This is a genomic window from Sphingobacteriales bacterium, from assembly GCA_016700115.1.
In the GTDB taxonomy this organism is placed as follows: domain Bacteria; phylum Bacteroidota; class Bacteroidia; order Chitinophagales; family UBA2359; genus UBA2359.
In genome coordinates, this window is sequence record CP064999.1 from 3388959 (window position 1) to 3406183 (window position 17225).

10 protein-coding genes are annotated in these 17225 nt (G+C 42.1%); 7 read left to right on the forward strand and 3 right to left on the reverse strand.

Going from position 1 to position 17225, the window contains the following annotated elements; translation table 11 throughout:
* Window positions 1–17 precede the first annotated feature (17 nt).
* The 3 genes from IPM47_12230 to IPM47_12240 all read right to left on the reverse strand — a co-directional run bounded on the left by IPM47_12230 (window position 18) and on the right by IPM47_12240 (window position 2321).
* Complete coding sequence (locus IPM47_12230) at window positions 18–398, reverse strand: VOC family protein (GenBank protein ID QQS27650.1); 381 nt, start codon at window positions 396–398, stop codon at window positions 18–20.
* Between the two features lie 229 nt (window positions 399–627).
* Window positions 628–1101 (reverse strand): hypothetical protein, encoded by a 474-nt coding sequence (locus IPM47_12235; protein ID QQS27651.1) that lies wholly within the window; start codon window positions 1099–1101, stop codon window positions 628–630.
* A 593-nt stretch (window positions 1102–1694) separates the two neighbouring features.
* On the reverse strand, window positions 1695–2321 hold the full coding sequence (locus IPM47_12240; GenBank protein ID QQS27652.1) for a fibronectin type III domain-containing protein: 627 nt from the start codon (window positions 2319–2321) through the stop codon (window positions 1695–1697).
* A 367-nt stretch (window positions 2322–2688) separates the two neighbouring features.
* On the opposite strand from IPM47_12240, the gene IPM47_12245 reads away from it, so the two are divergent.
* The 7 genes from IPM47_12245 (at window position 2689) to IPM47_12275 (ending at window position 17192) form a co-directional block, all read left to right on the forward strand.
* Window positions 2689–2949, forward strand: a complete 261-nt coding sequence (locus tag IPM47_12245) for a hypothetical protein (protein QQS27653.1) — start codon at window positions 2689–2691, stop codon at window positions 2947–2949.
* A 372-nt stretch (window positions 2950–3321) separates the two neighbouring features.
* Window positions 3322–3843 carry a hypothetical protein gene (locus IPM47_12250; GenBank protein QQS27654.1) on the forward strand — a complete coding sequence of 174 codons (522 nt, stop codon included), beginning with the start codon at window positions 3322–3324 and terminating at the stop codon, window positions 3841–3843.
* Between the two features lie 54 nt (window positions 3844–3897).
* Complete coding sequence (locus IPM47_12255; GenBank protein ID QQS27655.1) at window positions 3898–14163, forward strand: SprB repeat-containing protein; 10266 nt, start codon at window positions 3898–3900, stop codon at window positions 14161–14163.
* Window positions 14097–15152, forward strand: coding sequence for a SprB repeat-containing protein (locus tag IPM47_12260; GenBank protein QQS27656.1), 1056 nt, complete (start codon window positions 14097–14099; stop codon window positions 15150–15152). Before IPM47_12255 ends, IPM47_12260 begins: the two co-directional genes overlap by 67 nt.
* A 127-nt stretch (window positions 15153–15279) precedes the next feature.
* Window positions 15280–16521: a SprB repeat-containing protein gene (locus IPM47_12265; GenBank protein ID QQS27657.1), complete on the forward strand. Its 1242-nt coding sequence runs from the start codon at window positions 15280–15282 to the stop codon at window positions 16519–16521.
* Window positions 16445–16747 carry a SprB repeat-containing protein gene (locus tag IPM47_12270; protein QQS27658.1) on the forward strand — a complete coding sequence of 101 codons (303 nt, stop codon included), beginning with the start codon at window positions 16445–16447 and terminating at the stop codon, window positions 16745–16747. Before IPM47_12265 ends, IPM47_12270 begins: the two co-directional genes overlap by 77 nt.
* Before the next feature lie 31 nt (window positions 16748–16778).
* Complete coding sequence (locus IPM47_12275; GenBank protein QQS27659.1) at window positions 16779–17192, forward strand: SprB repeat-containing protein; 414 nt, start codon at window positions 16779–16781, stop codon at window positions 17190–17192.
* Window positions 17193–17225: the final 33 nt, after the last annotated feature.

The window sequence follows — 17225 nt, forward strand, 5'->3', positions numbered from 1 at the left end:
CAACAATAAGAAATAAATTACCGGTGCTGATCTATTAAAATCAGGTTGCCATCCGGATCTGTTAGTGTGATACTGCCCGGTCCGCTTGTCTCGACATCAACTTCACTCATAAGGGGAATTTCATTTTCTTTTAGATGTTGTTGTATCTGACGAACATCGTCAAACTCCGCTAAATTTTCTGCATTTTCATCCCAACCGGGATTAAAAGTCAGTATATTATTGGTAAACATCCCATGAAATAACCCAATAATGGAATTGCCGTTTTTCATAATCAACCAGTTTTGATTGATGTCCCCTCCAAATACTTTGAATCCGAGATGCTCATAAAATTCTTTGGAAGCATGAATATTTTTCACACTTAAACTGACAGAGAATGCTCCTAATTTTAAGTTTTTCATATTTCAAATGATTTTTAATTAAAAACGTTGATTTTTAGTTTTTACAGGCTTGTTTGGTCAATAATACAGCATCCGGTTAAGTCCTTAAAATTACAGAATTCAAAGGCAAAGTCATTAAAAAAACAGGCAGTGAAAAAGCCCACCCTACAATAATGGGTAGGAAAAAGTTAAGTTTTTTCAAGTTAACAGTTTAGTTGTTTTGTGCTTGTTTTTTTAAATAAGTTTAGAGCTATTCGCAACTGTTCAAAGCATCTAATGCAAGTTTCATATAGTATAAAGCGTCATTTAGATTGCTTATTCCTTCTTCGGCATAACTTTTAGCTTTGTAAAGCTGATTCATTATATTTTCTTGATTATCACCATATTCTGCATTGATTAAAACGGCTGAAGCATCTTCTAACTTTTCGATAGCCGTATATAGTTTTTCTTTTGCCGTATCACCTTTGTATTTGGCATCATAACATTTTATCTCGTCAGAAACATCTGCTGCTTTTGTAGTATTTACCTCAGCATAATCTGCTTCTGTGACGGCGTATCCCGATTCGGTTCTTGCCTGACGGGCATAATACTGGATATCCGGAATCGCAGTTTGTTGTAAACTTCTATCAATATTGTAAATTATTGAATTTGCATATCCGTTTGCTTTATTGACATAGTTGACTGCACTGTTTAATTCATAATACACAACGCTTTTTTGTCCCATAACTAACTGTGGTAAAATAAAAAATAGAATGAATGTGGATATATAAATTCCTTTCATTGCTTTTTAATTATTTGATGATAATATGCTGTACTAAATTTTCAAAACAATTAAAAGAAAAAAAACAATTTATCATTTACGAAAAACATTTTACTAAAAAATCAACTTGTTTTTGATATTTCAATTCTTTTAAAAAAAGGAATTGAACTTAAAAGAAACCCAATATACAATCTTTCGAAATGGTGATTAGTACTTTCCGGCTATTTTGGTGAAAGATAAACACAAATACAATATTCAACTATAAAAATGAAATATATTGCTGACTCTTTTCTTGTAAATCCTCAACATGGGCTGTTTGTGTAAACAGTGAGTCATTATCAAAATTGGAAAACTCTTTGATAGGTAAAAAAACGAATATCAATTGAAATTCTTTTATAACTCAATCATCTTTTGATATTCAAAAACATTTTCCGGCTTTTTAATCCTTATTTAAAACTTGTCGCGATTGAATAAAAAACTAAGCAACAAAATTCCGGGCTACATAAAATTTGATATCATAAACTGAGATACTATTGCATTTAAAAGTTAGTTGCCTGTTACCTTACCATAAACAAAAAAGGGTCAGACCATTCGCTTTGCCCTTTACTGCTGATGGTTCGGGTTTGAAACCAATATTTTGTACCCGGAGTTAATCCACTGACTAAATAAGTGGTTTTTGTTTGAGGAGAAAGTTCTGTCCATTTTGCATCCGGTCCAAAATTATCTTCGGTATATCGCAACTGATACATAATGGCATGTTTAATTTTTTTGGATCTAACTATGGTTTCTCCACTATGTTTTCCGTCTTTTACGATTAATATGATTGTTTTTTCTGAAGGTGGTGCTACTACATGAGCCGTACTATATACTTCAAAACCCGAACCCAACATAACAGATTTGATGTTTTGGCCATTTAAATCAACATAAATAGCCACTCTTTTCAAGGCTTCGATAAGCACTGTTCTTTTTTCTTTACGAACTGCTATTAATAACTTACCACCAAATGCAGCATTAATAATAGCTATTTTAAACTCATCTCGTAATAATATTAATTCCGCTACGGATGGGTCGGGTGCGGGGAAATCAGGATTGCTTGACAAATTGTTTATCACATTATTGGCAAGTAGATATACTTTATCATCAGAATAGTCTTTGTAATCTTTTCTTGTTTTGAATCTTTCCATGATTTGCGGTATTTTTAAAAAGTAGGAAATAGAAGTTTAGCTTTTGATTGTTGAAGTTTGCGAAAAAATATTCGCATAGTTTTGAGGAAAAATGGTAGATGTATAAAAAAACACGTTTTTATTTTTTTTAAATCGGGGGTTTATAAACTAATACTTCTTTAAGTAATAAACAGTACTGTAAGTAAATCTTTCAATGTCTTAAAACAAAACGAATTTGCTTTTAAAAAAGTATATTCCGCTTGCGGAATGAATTGTTCTGCTTACGGAATGGATTGTTCCGCTTGCGGATTGGATTGTTCTGCTTGCGGAATGAATTGATCCGCTTACGGAATGAATTGTTCTGCTTGCGGAATGGATTATTCCGCTTATGGAATGGATTGTTCCGCTTATGGAATGGATTGTTCCGCTTACGGAATGGTTTGATCCGCTTGCGGAATGGTTTGTTCTGCTTGCGGAATGGTTTGTTCTGCTTGCGGAATGGATTGTTCTGCTTGCGGAATGGATTGTTCTGCTTGCGGAATGGATTGTTCTGCTTGCGGAATGGATTATTCTGCTTGCGGAATGGATTGTTCCGCTTACGGAATGGATTGTTCCGCTTACGGAATGGATTGTTCTGCTTACGGAATGAATTGATCCGCTTGCGGAATGGATTGTTCCACTTGTGGATGTCTTGTTATTTTTTTAGCCTCAAAGCAAAATCAGACAAATTTTTTTTAATTTTAATTGTAAGTCTGATTAAGACCTAATCTTTACTCAAAATCTAAGATGTTTGGTAAAAATGTTGGTCTGATTATTTTTTAAAATTAAATAAATACGGTAAGTGCCAGAGAGTGAAAAAAAATCCCTAAGCCATAAAAATGTTTCTTTGCAGACTTATTGGAACATTTGTCATTTTATGCGCTTTTTTAAGTGAAAAATAGTAGTATTTTTCAGAAAAGTTTCACTATTTTTCTGTTTTTCCATACTTTTGTAGAGTTGCTCAAAAAATAAAAAAGCAAATATGTATTATTTGTACTTTCCCTTACTAATTTCAATTTCACTCTTGTTGGTTTTTCCAGATTATGTTTACAGTCAAAATAAAAGTCGCACCATTGTTTACGACTCACCGCCTCCGGCTTTTATGCATGATGAAGCCCAACTTAATGAGTTGATTGATGGTTTAAAGTGCTCGCTCTCATCAGACAGTTCACCGGAAAAATTAGGGCAATATTTTTTTGACGCACCATTAGCAAAACAATATATAGCTTATCTGGAGGGGGAGGGTTATCCTCAAATTAACCAAAATTTTGCTCCTGTATTTGTTCAATGGTCATCTGTTGTAAAACAAACCTTGTCGGGTCTTGCCGGAAAGGTAAATGACATTGAAATAGTTGCTACAAAACAAAGATACGGTACAGATTCCAGCATGAAAATAGTTGCACCCACGCTTAATTTCTTATTAAAGGATGGCTCTTTTGAGCAGTTTAAACTTATGTTGATAGATGTAAACGGTTATTATCGGATTTTGAACTTTGAGGACTAACAACAATCCTTTAAAGTTTTTTCACCTTCATGTAATGTTTGTAAATTGCCAATTATGCACTTGAAATTATACAAGAACTTTAGCAATCAATCTGTAACCATATTCGTAATATTGTTTTTTTTATCACAATTAAGTGAAGCACAACCTACCCAACTGAATGACGGGAGGATTAGACTTCGGGTTTGGCTACACAAAGTTTGGACAAATGCGAATTGTGATGATCTTGGAGGGCAGGAATATGTTTACAGGGGTATCAGAGTTCGTCCAACTACCGACATTACGGGAATTGGGTGGTCGCCTTCAGGAGTAAATGTAAGAGCAGATGGAGAAGAAAACAGATGGTGGAGCAGAACACAATGGGCAGGATTACAATTGCCTGCTGGAAGTTCTACTTGGCCAATGACTCAGGATGCAAATGGGGTGATGTTGTTGGATGTAACTTATTCAAGTACAAGTGCTCCGACTACTTTTGACTGGTCAGTTGCAGAAATGTGGGAAGATGATGATACGAACTGTATTTGGCCATGCGACGGAGGAACAAGCAACTGGACTTATAATCCTTCTTTTTGTTGCGGATTATTGGGAGATGATAACTATGTGGGTTATATTCAATCTTCGGTAGTAAACCCTTTCAGAGGCGGCCCGAACGGACAAGTTCATTATGTTCAGTCCGATGTTTTGGGAGGTGGTGAACAACAAAGTTACTCAATTCTGTTTGCATTTCAATGGGATTGGGTAGATCCGCTGCCTTCTTTGCCAACTTTGTCAACCAATCAATCAAGCGGCGGAATTGAATATCAGGACGGGCCATTGACTTTGGAAGTTCAACTCATGGGTGTCTGGAGTGATAGCGATTACGATTGGGGTATTAACTGCGTTTTTGGAGTTGCCGATAATGAAGATTTAAGGGTCAGATGGCGTTCAAGAGATAATCTGGCCGGGTTTGTTGGTGGGTCAACCTGTATCAATTCATTGTCTCAACCCTATCCACAATGGAATACCGGCAATCCGATTACTTCTTTACTGACCCGGAACTATACCGCATTACAAACTAATTTTAAAGAATTCGAAATAGAGTTTGAATTATGGGAGGAAGATTGCAACGGAGACTGTACTTATGATGCTTCCGGTTGTTTGTTTGGATTAGGAAATGACGACAACTATTATTACGGTACAACCGGTTTGGTAAACTGGCGAAATAGTATTCCAACCCTGCAAGGTCAGGCTAATATCTGGAATTATTTAGATTTTCCATTGAGAGCAGGATCTACTTCTTACAACAACTGGAGTGCATGGATAAGATATCGTTGGGTACAGGCTGCCCCAACTGTTACCATTGTCGCACCAAAAGACCGTACTTTGTGTATAGGAACAGCCACCACGCTCTCGGTCAATGCAACCAATGCGACATTTTACCAATGGCAGGTAACCGACGTAACCGGCGATGACGATGGTGATGGAAATGGATTTGTGGGATGCCCAACTAATGCAACATGGACAGATATTGCCGGCGCTTACTGGAAAGATTATACACCACCGCAAACAGCCGGAACTCGTTTGTATCGTTGTGTTATCAGCAATCGTACTGGTTCGGGAAGTTATACGACTTCAGGACCTCGCCTTAATACTGTATATTCCGATTGTTTCAGGGTTACTTATTTCCCTTATGCCCCTTCGATTATCAGTAATGCATGTGGTTCAAGTATTGTAGGCGGAGTTGCATATAGTTTTACTTTTCCTATTGTACCAGCAATTGGCGCAGTAGCTAATGCTTCTTCATACACATGGTCGGTTTCTCCATCAGCCGGTGTAACCATTTCAAACCCTACAGGCACAACTACGAATATCACATTCCCGCCTCCAAGCGGAACTCAATCTTATACCGTCTATTTAACGGTAGGAGATATTTGTCCGGCAGTAAATTCTTTTAGTACTTGTACTGTAACTGCTACTTCGGACTATTGTGGTTTTGTTTATGTAGCAACAACAGGAAGTGACGTAAACATCGGCTCTCCAACTGCACCGGTTGCTACAATTGCACAAGGATTAACAATTGCTGCAAATTCCGGAGGCACCAGAAATCATATCCGTGTTTTGGAGGGAAGTTATTCTTCTACAACAGTATTAAATTTATCGAATAACATTACCGTTGAAGGTGATTTCAGAAATGTGGCAGGAGAATGGGTAAAAAACAGTTCAGCACTGACTTCTATAATTTGTACAGGGATTGAGTTTTACACACAAACGGGGAGTAACGATGTAGAACACAGAATGGGGTTTAAAGCAAATGGTGTTTCTGGATGGACATTACAGGATCTCAATATTACTACTTCAAATGTTACCGGCCAAACTCCAAGCGGAAGAGGTCGCTCAAATTATGCTGTTTGGATAAATAATTCTAGTAATTATGATATTGTCAGGTGTAGCATCGTTTCGGGAGCAGCAAGTGCAGGTTTAAGCGGTTCTAACGGATCAAATGGAGTAGCGGGCGGTGCAGGAGGCAACGGATCTGCGGGTCATGAAGATAATGAAACATGGAATTTGCCGGGTGGAGCAAGCGGAACTTCACCTTGTGGCTGTACAGGGGGACAGGGTGGTCACAACTCGTATAATCTTGCTTATGCTACTAACGGAAGCACTGGTGCTTGTTCAGGTGGAACAGGAGGGGGGGCAGGAGGAGATAATTGTTGTTATACTTCTATTTTTGGCAACCCTTTATGTTGTAGCAATCCGGGAAATGGAGGTGCAGGAGGAGTAGGACTTGCAGGTGCAGCAGGTACTGCCGGTGCAGCAGGTGCTGCAGGTGCTCATTCAGGTGGCTATTATGTTCCTGGTTCACAAGGCGGAAACGGCACAAATGGAAGCTGTGGGCGAGGTGGCGGTGGCGGTGGCGGTGGTGGAGCAGAGTACGGGGGCTTATGTAATGAAGGTTCAGGAAGCAGCGGTGGCGGTGGCGGTGGCGGTGGAAGTGCAGGTGCCGGTGGAACAGGAGGTTCAGGAGGAGGGGGATCATTTGGTTTATATAGAACCAATTCTTCTGCAGGAGCAAATTTATTAAATTCCAATATTGTTTCAGGTACAGCAGGAAATGGCGGAAGTGGAGGATCTGGTGGAACAGGCGGAGCAGGCGGATCCGGTGGTATAGGAGGGAATGCAGGCAACTGTAATGTGGGTAATGGCGGTAATGGCGGTAATGGTGGAACAGGCGGAGCAGGTGGAGCAGGTGGAGCCGGACAAGCAGGTATAAGTAATGCTGTTTCAACAAATGGTGCCGGTTCTACTTTAACTTCTACTATCCCCTCTGCTGAAATTACAGCTACTTATAATGAAGGTTGTACCAACTCCATGATTACGCTTACCACTCCTTCTACTGCTGTCGCATTTACCTCATTTGATACTGGAGGCACAATTGTCAATAATATCACTTCTTCTACTTCAACATATACAACTTCTTCAGATCCATTAGCAATATATTACACTTCAACCGGGAAAAAAGATCTGGTGATTAATGCCAATACATATTATGACTTTATTCATATCATTACCCCCCGTACTTTACCAACTATTGATGGTTTAGTCGCAACAGTATGTGTGGGTCAAAACAATGTTACTTTAGCCTCTACCCCTAATAGCCCATCTCTTGCCACAGCTTTTGAGTGGACTATTCAACAAACTCCGGTTACGGGAACTGCCATTCCATCGCCGGTTTATACTTCCAGCGTTGAAGATCCTGGAGCTATTACCCTTCCCAATAATACGAATTGTCCGATTACTTATCAAATCAAATATCGTGTATATGACGACTGTTGCGGTTGGTCAATTTATGTGTATGGTTCTGTAACCGTTCAGCCTGAAATCAGCAACAATATCATAACTGCTCCTGCGGTAGTTAATTTTTGTTCAACCGGTGATCCTGCTAATATTGTTGGATCTTTGCCTTTGGGCGGATCCTGCGCATATACTTATCAATGGCAACAAAGTTTTAACGGCGAGGCATTTACAAATATAAGCGGTGGTACCGGACAAAGTTATGACCCTTCTACGTTAGTTACTGCGGGGACTTATCAGTTTATCAGGATAGTAACTTCAGGCGTTTGTCCTTCAGATACCAGTAATGTGGTAACATTAACCGTTTTGACACCGCCAACAGTTACAATTACACCAAATCCTGCCACTGTTTGTGCCGGTCTTACTTTGCAAATACAAGGAAATCCCATTCCCGGTTCTAACTCTATTACAAATCAGGTTTGGACGGGTAACGGTGCTGCTTTCTTAAACAATACCACAATTACAAACCCTGTTTTTAATGCAGGGGCATTGATTGGAGGAACATATACTTTAACATTTACTGTAACAGACGCAGCAGGATGTATAGCCGTCAGCGGAACAACTGTAACAGTAGCACCACTTCCTGTCATCACCAATTCTCCACCTACTATAAATATTTGTTCAGGAGAATGGGCTTCTTATGTTCCTATCAGCAATATAGGCTCACCACCTACCGTATTTTTTTACAGTTCGACGGTTACTTTAGGAACTATTAGCGGAAATACGTTGAATAGTACCGGTAATATTTCGGATTTATTGACCAATACAACGACTGATCCGGCAACTGTAGTTTATACTATTTCACCCGGTACACCATCAGGATGTGCAGGTACTTCTGTTACTTTTACTGTAAATGTTTCACCTGCCCCTGCAGTACCTATTGCTGCTGTTGACCGGAATAATTTCTGTGCGGATGATCCGGGAAATATTGCACTCTCTGCATCCGGAGGTGCGGGAACAATATTGCAATGGTTTACCGGAAGTTGTGGTGGTACTTCAATTGGAACAGGGAATCCATTAACTATTGCCTCACCCACAGTTACTACAACTTATTATGTGAGATATTCCGATGCTTGTGGTAATTTATCGGGATGTGATGCGGTTGTAGTAAATGTCAATCCATTACCAACTGCCAACATTACACCTAATCCTGCGACAGTCTGTTCAGGTGCTTCTTTAGCTCTGAATGGAAATCCCAGTGGAGGATCAGGTACATTTTCAAATCATAATTGGTCGGGCAGCGGCGTTGCATTTTTAAGTGCCACCAATATTCAGAACCCCTCCTTTAATGCACCAACGGTTGGAGTTCAAACTACTTATATTGTAACTTATTCAGTTACAGATAATTTAGGTTGTCAGTCGGTACCAGTTAACAGAACGATTACCGTAAACCCGAGTGATGTGGCTTCAGTTGCCAATATACAGGCTTGTCAGGATGGAAATACTTATATGCCTGTAATAACCGGAATATCAGGAGGCACTTTTTCACAACCCTTTGGGCTAAGCATAAATGCCACAACCGGTGCTATAAATGCTAATGCTTCAAGCTTAGGGAACTATACAGTTGTATATAATACTTTAGGAGCTCCGTTATCTGTTTGCCCCATTTCTACTACTTTTTCAGTTACGATAGCACAACCTGATTTAGCTATTATAGACCCGTTGGAAATGTGTCAGGATGGCGGTATCTATATTCCTAATATCTCATTTGGACTTACAGGAGGTACTTATACAGGCTTTACTCCTGCTGGGTTAAGCATGAATTTGTCAACCGGTGAAATATTTCCAAATTCAAGTATTCCCGGATTTTATGTTGTTACATATAATACAGGGTCTGATCCTTCATCTGTTTGTGCTACTAATGTAAATTTTGATGTGATAGTTAATAGTGAAGATCAGGCTAGTATCTCAAATGCAAATATTTGTCAAAGTGCCGGTAATTTTACTCCGACAGTTGTAGGAACACAGGGAGGAACATTTTCTTCAGCCCCGGGAGGATTGAGTATTAATTCTTTTACAGGGGTAATTAACCCTGCATCAAGTTTTCCGGGCACTTACACCGTTTCATATAACACTGCTCCTACAGGATCTTTATGTCCTACTATCACAACTTTTCAGGTTGTCATTTCAACAGCCCCTACTACTCCTGGTATAATTTCAGGGTTAAGCCCCATTTGTCCTGGTACCACCACAACTTATAGCATCGCTCCTGTTGCAGGTGCAACTTCATATACATGGACTGTACCTGTTGGTGCTACGATAAATTCCGGGCAGGGTACAACAAGTATAAGTGTAACCTGGGGGGCTAACCCCGGAACCATTTCAGTCTTCGCATCAAACAACTGCGGTAACAGTGCAACACGAACACTTAATGTTGCCGGGGATACTCAAAATCCGACAATCACTTGTCCGGCGAATATTAGTGTTCAGGCTGATGCTGATTGTTCCATCCCAATGCCAAACCTGACTTTCGTAAATAATACAGTGATAGCAAACTCTGTTACAGAATTTTCTGGTGTTCAAGGCTCAAATAATTGGTATTATGGAGAGTATTTTGCTTTTTCAAGTTGTGATTTTACTCAACTGCCAACATGGAATGGAGGGTTAAGTCAATGGCAAAACTCACAACCTTTTAATACTCCATATTTAAATGCAAATAGCGGCCATCCCGGAGTAACTGACTATAAGTGGGCTGTAAGACGATGGATTAGTGAATTCACAGGCAATGTAAACATCGCTTTACAATTTCAGGATTTAGATACAGGATGTGGTAACGGAGCACATATCCGAGTGTTTGTAAATGGAGTAGAAATATGGCAATACTTCAATGTGCCTTCAGTTTCAACTCCTTGGACACTTACCAATGTTTTTCTTAACACTGGTGATGCAGTTGATTTTGTTGTTGATCCTAATGGAACAGATGCCGGTTGTGATGCTACTTTGTTAACAGCTATTATAACTACTAACAGCGGATTGATTGCAACCGACAATTGTAATGTTGTAACAGTTACTCAAAACATCGCAGTAGGAACTCCCTTAACTGTTGGTAATCATATTATCACTTTAACAGCAACAGACGGAGGGGGAAGGACTGCAACTTGTAATGTAACATATAGTATAACATCTCCAACAAATGCAACATGGTCGCTTCCCTCACCTCTTTGTAACACGGCTTCTTCTATAACCTTAACCCCTGTTCAACAACAGGTCAGTTATTATTGTAGCAACTTAATTGGTGTTTGGTCCGGAACAGGAATAACAAACAATGGCAATGGAACAGCTTCTTTTAATCCTTTCGGGCTATCCGGCAATATTCCTGTTACTTATACAATAGGAACGGGTGCTTGTCTCGTATCATCCACACAAAATATTGTAGTAAATCCTCCTCCTACTGTATCAGTTAATGGATTATTGGCAATATGTTCAGGCAGCAGTTCTACATTAACGGCATCCGGAGGTAGTACCTATTTATGGAGTACAGGACAAACAGGTTCTTCCATTGTTGTAACACCTGTAAGTACTACCACTTACACAGTTACGGCTACTGCAAGTAATGGATGTACAGGTACGGCAAATGCTACAGTTACAGCAAATCCTTGTAGTAATTGTACAATGTCAAATCCAATAGTTACCACAACTTGCAGTTCTCCTTATTGTAATGGCGGTCCAACCGGAGATTATTTTTTGCTGGTAACCTTCGATAACAGTGGAGGAAGCGCAAGCGGTGTGGATATCTATGTGGGAGGTGTGTTAATGGCTGACAATGTACCCTATGATATATCAGGAACTACTACAGTATGTATAAACAATGCGTCCTTTATTTCAAATGGGCAAACTAACCTTCAGGTAGTTGTAACAGATGCTTCCTTGGCTGCTCCAACACCACTCACTAATTTAAATTCTTCTTGTAATGGATGTATGTCCACATCGTCCGGTTTAATAATCAATGAATTGTCAAACGGACCCTCAGGTAATCAGGAATGGTTTGAATTATTGGTTGTGGGTAATGGTTCTTTAAATGTAAATGGTTGGGTAATCAACGACAATAATGGAATAGGTTATAACGGGGGTAATATTAGTGCCGGTTATATGTTTTTTAATTTAGGAGCAAATCCAAGTTGCAATGTTTTAACAGCTATACCGGCCGGCTCTTTAATTGTCATATACAATGGAGATTCTGGAAATAAGGATATTCTGATTCCGGCTGATGACCCTTATGACAGTAATGGGGATGGGGTTTATATTTTACCAAACAATCACTTATGTATGAGCTATTGCAATAATGAAGTAATTCCTTGTGCATCTCCGGGAACACCACCTGCCTATCCGACTTATATGGGATTACAAAACTCAAATGATGCAGGACAGACATTATCACCGACCGGAACATTTTTTCATGGAATTAGTTACGGTACAGTTGGTAATGTAAGTGCACCTACAGGTGATGTTCATTTTACGACCGCTTCAAATACTTACCAATATGGTTGTGGAAGTTATAGCACACTTTCAAACTTTACCGGAGTTGCTGCAGGCTCAAGATCACCCGGATCAGCCAACAATGCTAACAATCTGGCTTTAATCAATTTTTTAAAGTCAAACAATATATGTTATATCTGCTCATCATTTAATGAACCTGCATCTGCTTTGAGTATAAGCGGAACAGTCACTGCTAATAATAATTGTTTTGGATTTGCTAATGGAAGCATAGATTTATCCGCATCCGGTGGAACTTCACCATATTCTTATAACTGGTCTAATGGTGCAACTACTCAGGATATTAACAATCTTGTTGCAGGAACTTATTTTGTTACTGTAACTGATGCTCAAAGTTGCACATCAATTTTAAATTTGAATGTTACTCAGCCGGATCAGCTTATTGCTACTGCAACTCCTACAAATCCAACTTGTAGTTCCAGTACGGGAAGTATTTCAGTTTCTACTGTTGGTGGGACCGGTGTAATTAGTTATGATTGGGGAGCACAAGCAGGTGCAGGCTCTAACCCAAGAACGGGATTGCCTTCTGGAACATATACAGTAACAGTTACCGATGCAAACAATTGCACTACAACGACTAATGCAACTATAACTCTGTCGGGAGCTGCGATGTCATTATCTACTAGTGTAACTAATGTTTCCTGTTTTGGAGGCACAAACGGAGCAATCAACCTGACAGTTACCGGCGGCACCTCACCCTACACGTATAACTGGGGTGGAGGAGAAACGACAGAAGACCTTACGGGTTTGAGTACAGGAACCTTCAATGTAACTGTAACTGATGCGAACAGTTGTACGTCGACGATAAGTGCGACGGTAAATCAGCCTGCAGCTGCGATGTCATTATCTACAATTGTGACCGATGTTTCCTGTTTTGGAGGCACAAACGGAGCGATCAACCTGACAGTTACCGGTGGCACCTCACCCTACACGTATAACTGGGGTGGAGGAGAAACGACAGAAGACCTGACGGGTTTGAGTACAGGAACCTTCAATGTAACTGTAACTGATGCGAACAGTTGTACGTCGACGATAAGTGCGACGGTAAATCAGCCTGCAGCTGCGATGTCATTATCTACAATTGTGACCGATGTTTCCTGTTTTGGAGGCACAAACGGAGCGATCAACCTGACAGTTACCGGTGGCACCTCACCCTACACGTATAACTGGGGTGGAGGAGAAACGACAGAAGACCTGACGGGTTTAAGTACAGGAACCTACAATGTAACTGTAACTGATGCGAACAGTTGTATGGCGACGACAAGTGCGACGGTAAATCAGCCTGCAGCTGCGATGTCATTATCTACAATTGTGACCGATGTTTCCTGTTTTGGAGGCACAAACGGAGCGATAAACCTGACAGTTACCGGAGGCACCTCACCCTATACCTATAACTGGGGCGGAGGGGTAACGACAGAAGACCTGACGGGTTTAAGCACAGGAACCTACAATGTAACCGTAACTGATGCGAACAGTTGTACGGCGACGACGAGTGCGACGGTAAATCAGCCTGCAGCTGCGATGTCATTATCTACAATTGTGACCGATGTTTCCTGTTTTGGAGGCACAAACGGAGCAATCAACCTGACAGTTACCGGCGGCACCTCACCCTACACGTATAACTGGGGTGGAGGGGTAACGACAGAAGATCTGACGGGCTTAAGCACAGGAACCTACAATGTAACCGTAACTGATGCAAACAGTTGTACGACGACGACGAGTGCGACGGTAAATCAGCCTGCAGCTGCGATGTCATTATCTACTAGTGTAACTAATGTTTCCTGTTTTGGAGGCACAAACGGAGCGATAAACCTTACTGTTACCGGAGGCACCACACCCTACACGTATAACTGGGGCGGAGGGGTAACGACGGAAGACCTGACAGGCTTAAGCACAGGAACCTACAATGTAACCGTAACTGATGCGAACGGTTGTACGGCGACGACGAGTGCGACGGTAAATCAGCCTGCAGTTGCGATGTCATTATCTACAGTGTAACTAATGTTTCCTGTTTTGGAGGCACAAACGGATCAATCAACCTGACAGTTACCGGCGGCACCTCACCCTACACGTATAACTGGGGCGGAGGGGTAACGACAGAAGACCTGACGGGTTTAAGTATAGGAACCTACAATGTAACTGTAACTGATGCGAACAGTTGTACGGCGACGACGAGTGCGACGGTAAATCAGCCTGCAGTTGCGATGTCATTATCTACTAGTGTAACTAATGTTTCCTGTTTTGGAGGCACAAACGGAGCAATCAACCTGACAGTTACCGGCGGCACCTCACCCTACACGTATAATTGGGGCGGAGGGGTAACGACAGAAGACCTGACGGGTTTAAGCACAGGAACCTACAATGTAACCGTAACTGATTCGAACAGTTGTACAGCAACGACGAGTGCGACGGTAAATCAGCCTGCATCTGCGATGTCATTATCTACAATTGTGACCGATGTTTCCTGTTTTGGAGGCACGAACGGAGCGATCAACCTGACAGTTACCGGCGGCACCTCACCCTACACGTATAACTGGGGCGGAGGGGTAACGACGGAAGATCTGACGGGCTTAAGCACAGGAACCTACAATGTAACCGTAACTGATGCAAACAGTTGTACGACGACGACGAGTGCGACGGTAAATCAGCCTGCAGCTGCGATGTCATTATCTACTAGTGTAACTAATGTTTCCTGTTTTGGAGGCACAAACGGAGCAATCAACCTGACAGTTACCGGCGGCACCTCACCCTACACGTATAATTGGGGCGGAGGGGTAACGACAGAAGACCTGACGGGCTTAAATACAGGAACCTACAATGTAACCGTAACTGATGCAAACAGTTGTACGGCGACGACAAGTGCGACGGTAAATCAGCCTGCAGCTGCGATGTCATTATCTACACCAGACCGATGTTTCCTGTTTTGGAGGCACAAACGGAGCAATCAACCTGACAGTTACCGGCGGCACCTCACCCTACACCTATAACTGGGGTGGAGGGGTAACGACAGAAGACCTGACGGGTTTAAGTATAGGAACCTACAATGTAACTGTAACTGATGCGAACAGTTGTACGGCGACGATTAGTGCGACGGTAAATCAGCCTGCAGCTGCGATGTCATTATCTACAATTGTGACCGATGTTTCCTGTTTTGGAGGCACAAACGGAGCAATCAACCTGACAGTTACCGGCGGCACCTCACCCTACACGTATAATTGGGGCGGAGGGGTAACGACAGAAGACCTGACGGGTTTAAGCACAGGAACCTACAATGTAACCGTAACTGATTCGAACAGTTGTACAGCAACGACGAGTGCGACGGTAAATCAGCCTGCATCTGCGATGTCATTATCTACAATTGTGACCGATGTTTCCTGTTTTGGAGGCACGAACGGAGCGATCAACCTGACAGTTACCGGCGGCACCTCACCCTACACGTATAACTGGGGCGGAGGGGTAACGACGGAAGACCTGACAGGCTTAAGCACAGGAACCTACAATGTAACCGTAACTGATGCGAACGGTTGTACGGCGACGACGAGTGCGACGGTAAATCAGCCTGCAGTTGCGATGTCATTATCTACTAGTGTAACTAATGTTTCCTGTTTTGGAGGCACAAACGGATCAATCAACCTGACAGTTACCGGCGGCACCTCACCCTACACGTATAACTGGGGCGGAGGGGTAACGACAGAAGACCTGACGGGTTTAAGTATAGGAACCTACAATGTAACTGTAACTGATGCGAACAGTTGTACGGCGACGACAAGTGCGACGGTAAATCAGCCTGCATCTGCGATGTCATTATCTACAATTGTGACCGATGTTTCCTGTTTTGGAGGCACAAACGGAGCAATCAACCTGACAGTTACCGGCGGCACCTCACCCTACACGTATAACTGGGGCGGAGGGGTAACGACAGAAGACCTGACGGGCTTAAGTACAGGAACCTACAATGTAACCGTAACTGATGCAAACAGTTGTACAGCGACGACAAGTGCGACGGTAAATCAGCCTGCAGCTGCGATGTCATTATCTACAATTGTGACCGATGTTTCCTGTTTTGGAGGCACAAACGGAGCAATCAACCTGACAGTTACCGGCGGCACCTCACCCTACACGTATAATTGGGGCGGAGGGGTAACGACAGAAGACCTGACGGGCTTAAATACAGGAACCTACAATGTAACCGTAACTGATGCAAACAGTTGTACGGCGACGACAAGTGCGACGGTAAATCAGCCTGCGCCTGCGATGTCATTATCTACAATTAGGACCGATGTTTCCCTGTTTTGGAGGCACAAACGGAGCAATCAACCTGACAGTTACCGGCGGCACCTCACCCTACACGTATAATTGGGGCGGAGGGGTAACGACAGAAGACCTGATGGGTTTAAGCACAGGAACCTACAATGTAACCGTAACTGATGCAAACAGTTGTACGGCGACGACAAGTGCGACGGTAAATCAGCCTGCGCCTGCGATGTCATTATCTACACCAGACCGATGTTTCCTGTTTTGGAGGCACAAACGGAGCAATCAACCTGACAGTTACCGGCGGCACCTCACCCTACACGTATAATTGGGGCGGAGGGGTAACGACAGAAGACCTGATGGGTTTAAGCACAGGAACCTACAATGTAACCGTAACAGACGGCAACAGTTGTATAGCGATTATAAGCATCACCATCGTTGAGCCATCCGCGTTAACCTTAAGCGAGACGCATACGGAAGTGGGATGTTTTGGAGCAGACATGGGAGCGATAGACCTGAGTGTAACGGGCGGAACCCTGCCCTATAGCTATAGCTGGAGCAATGGTTCGACGGGTGAAGACCTGACCGGATTGTTAGCAGGGACTTACGAGGTTACGGTAACCGACGATAACAGTTGTATAGCGATTATAAGCATCACCATCGTTGAGCCATCCGCGTTAACCTTAAGCGAGACGCATACGGAAGTGGGATGTTTTGGAGCAGACATGGGAGCGATAGACCTGAGTGTAACGGGCGGAACCCCTGCCCTATAGCTATAGCTGGAGCAATGGTTCGACGGGTGAAGA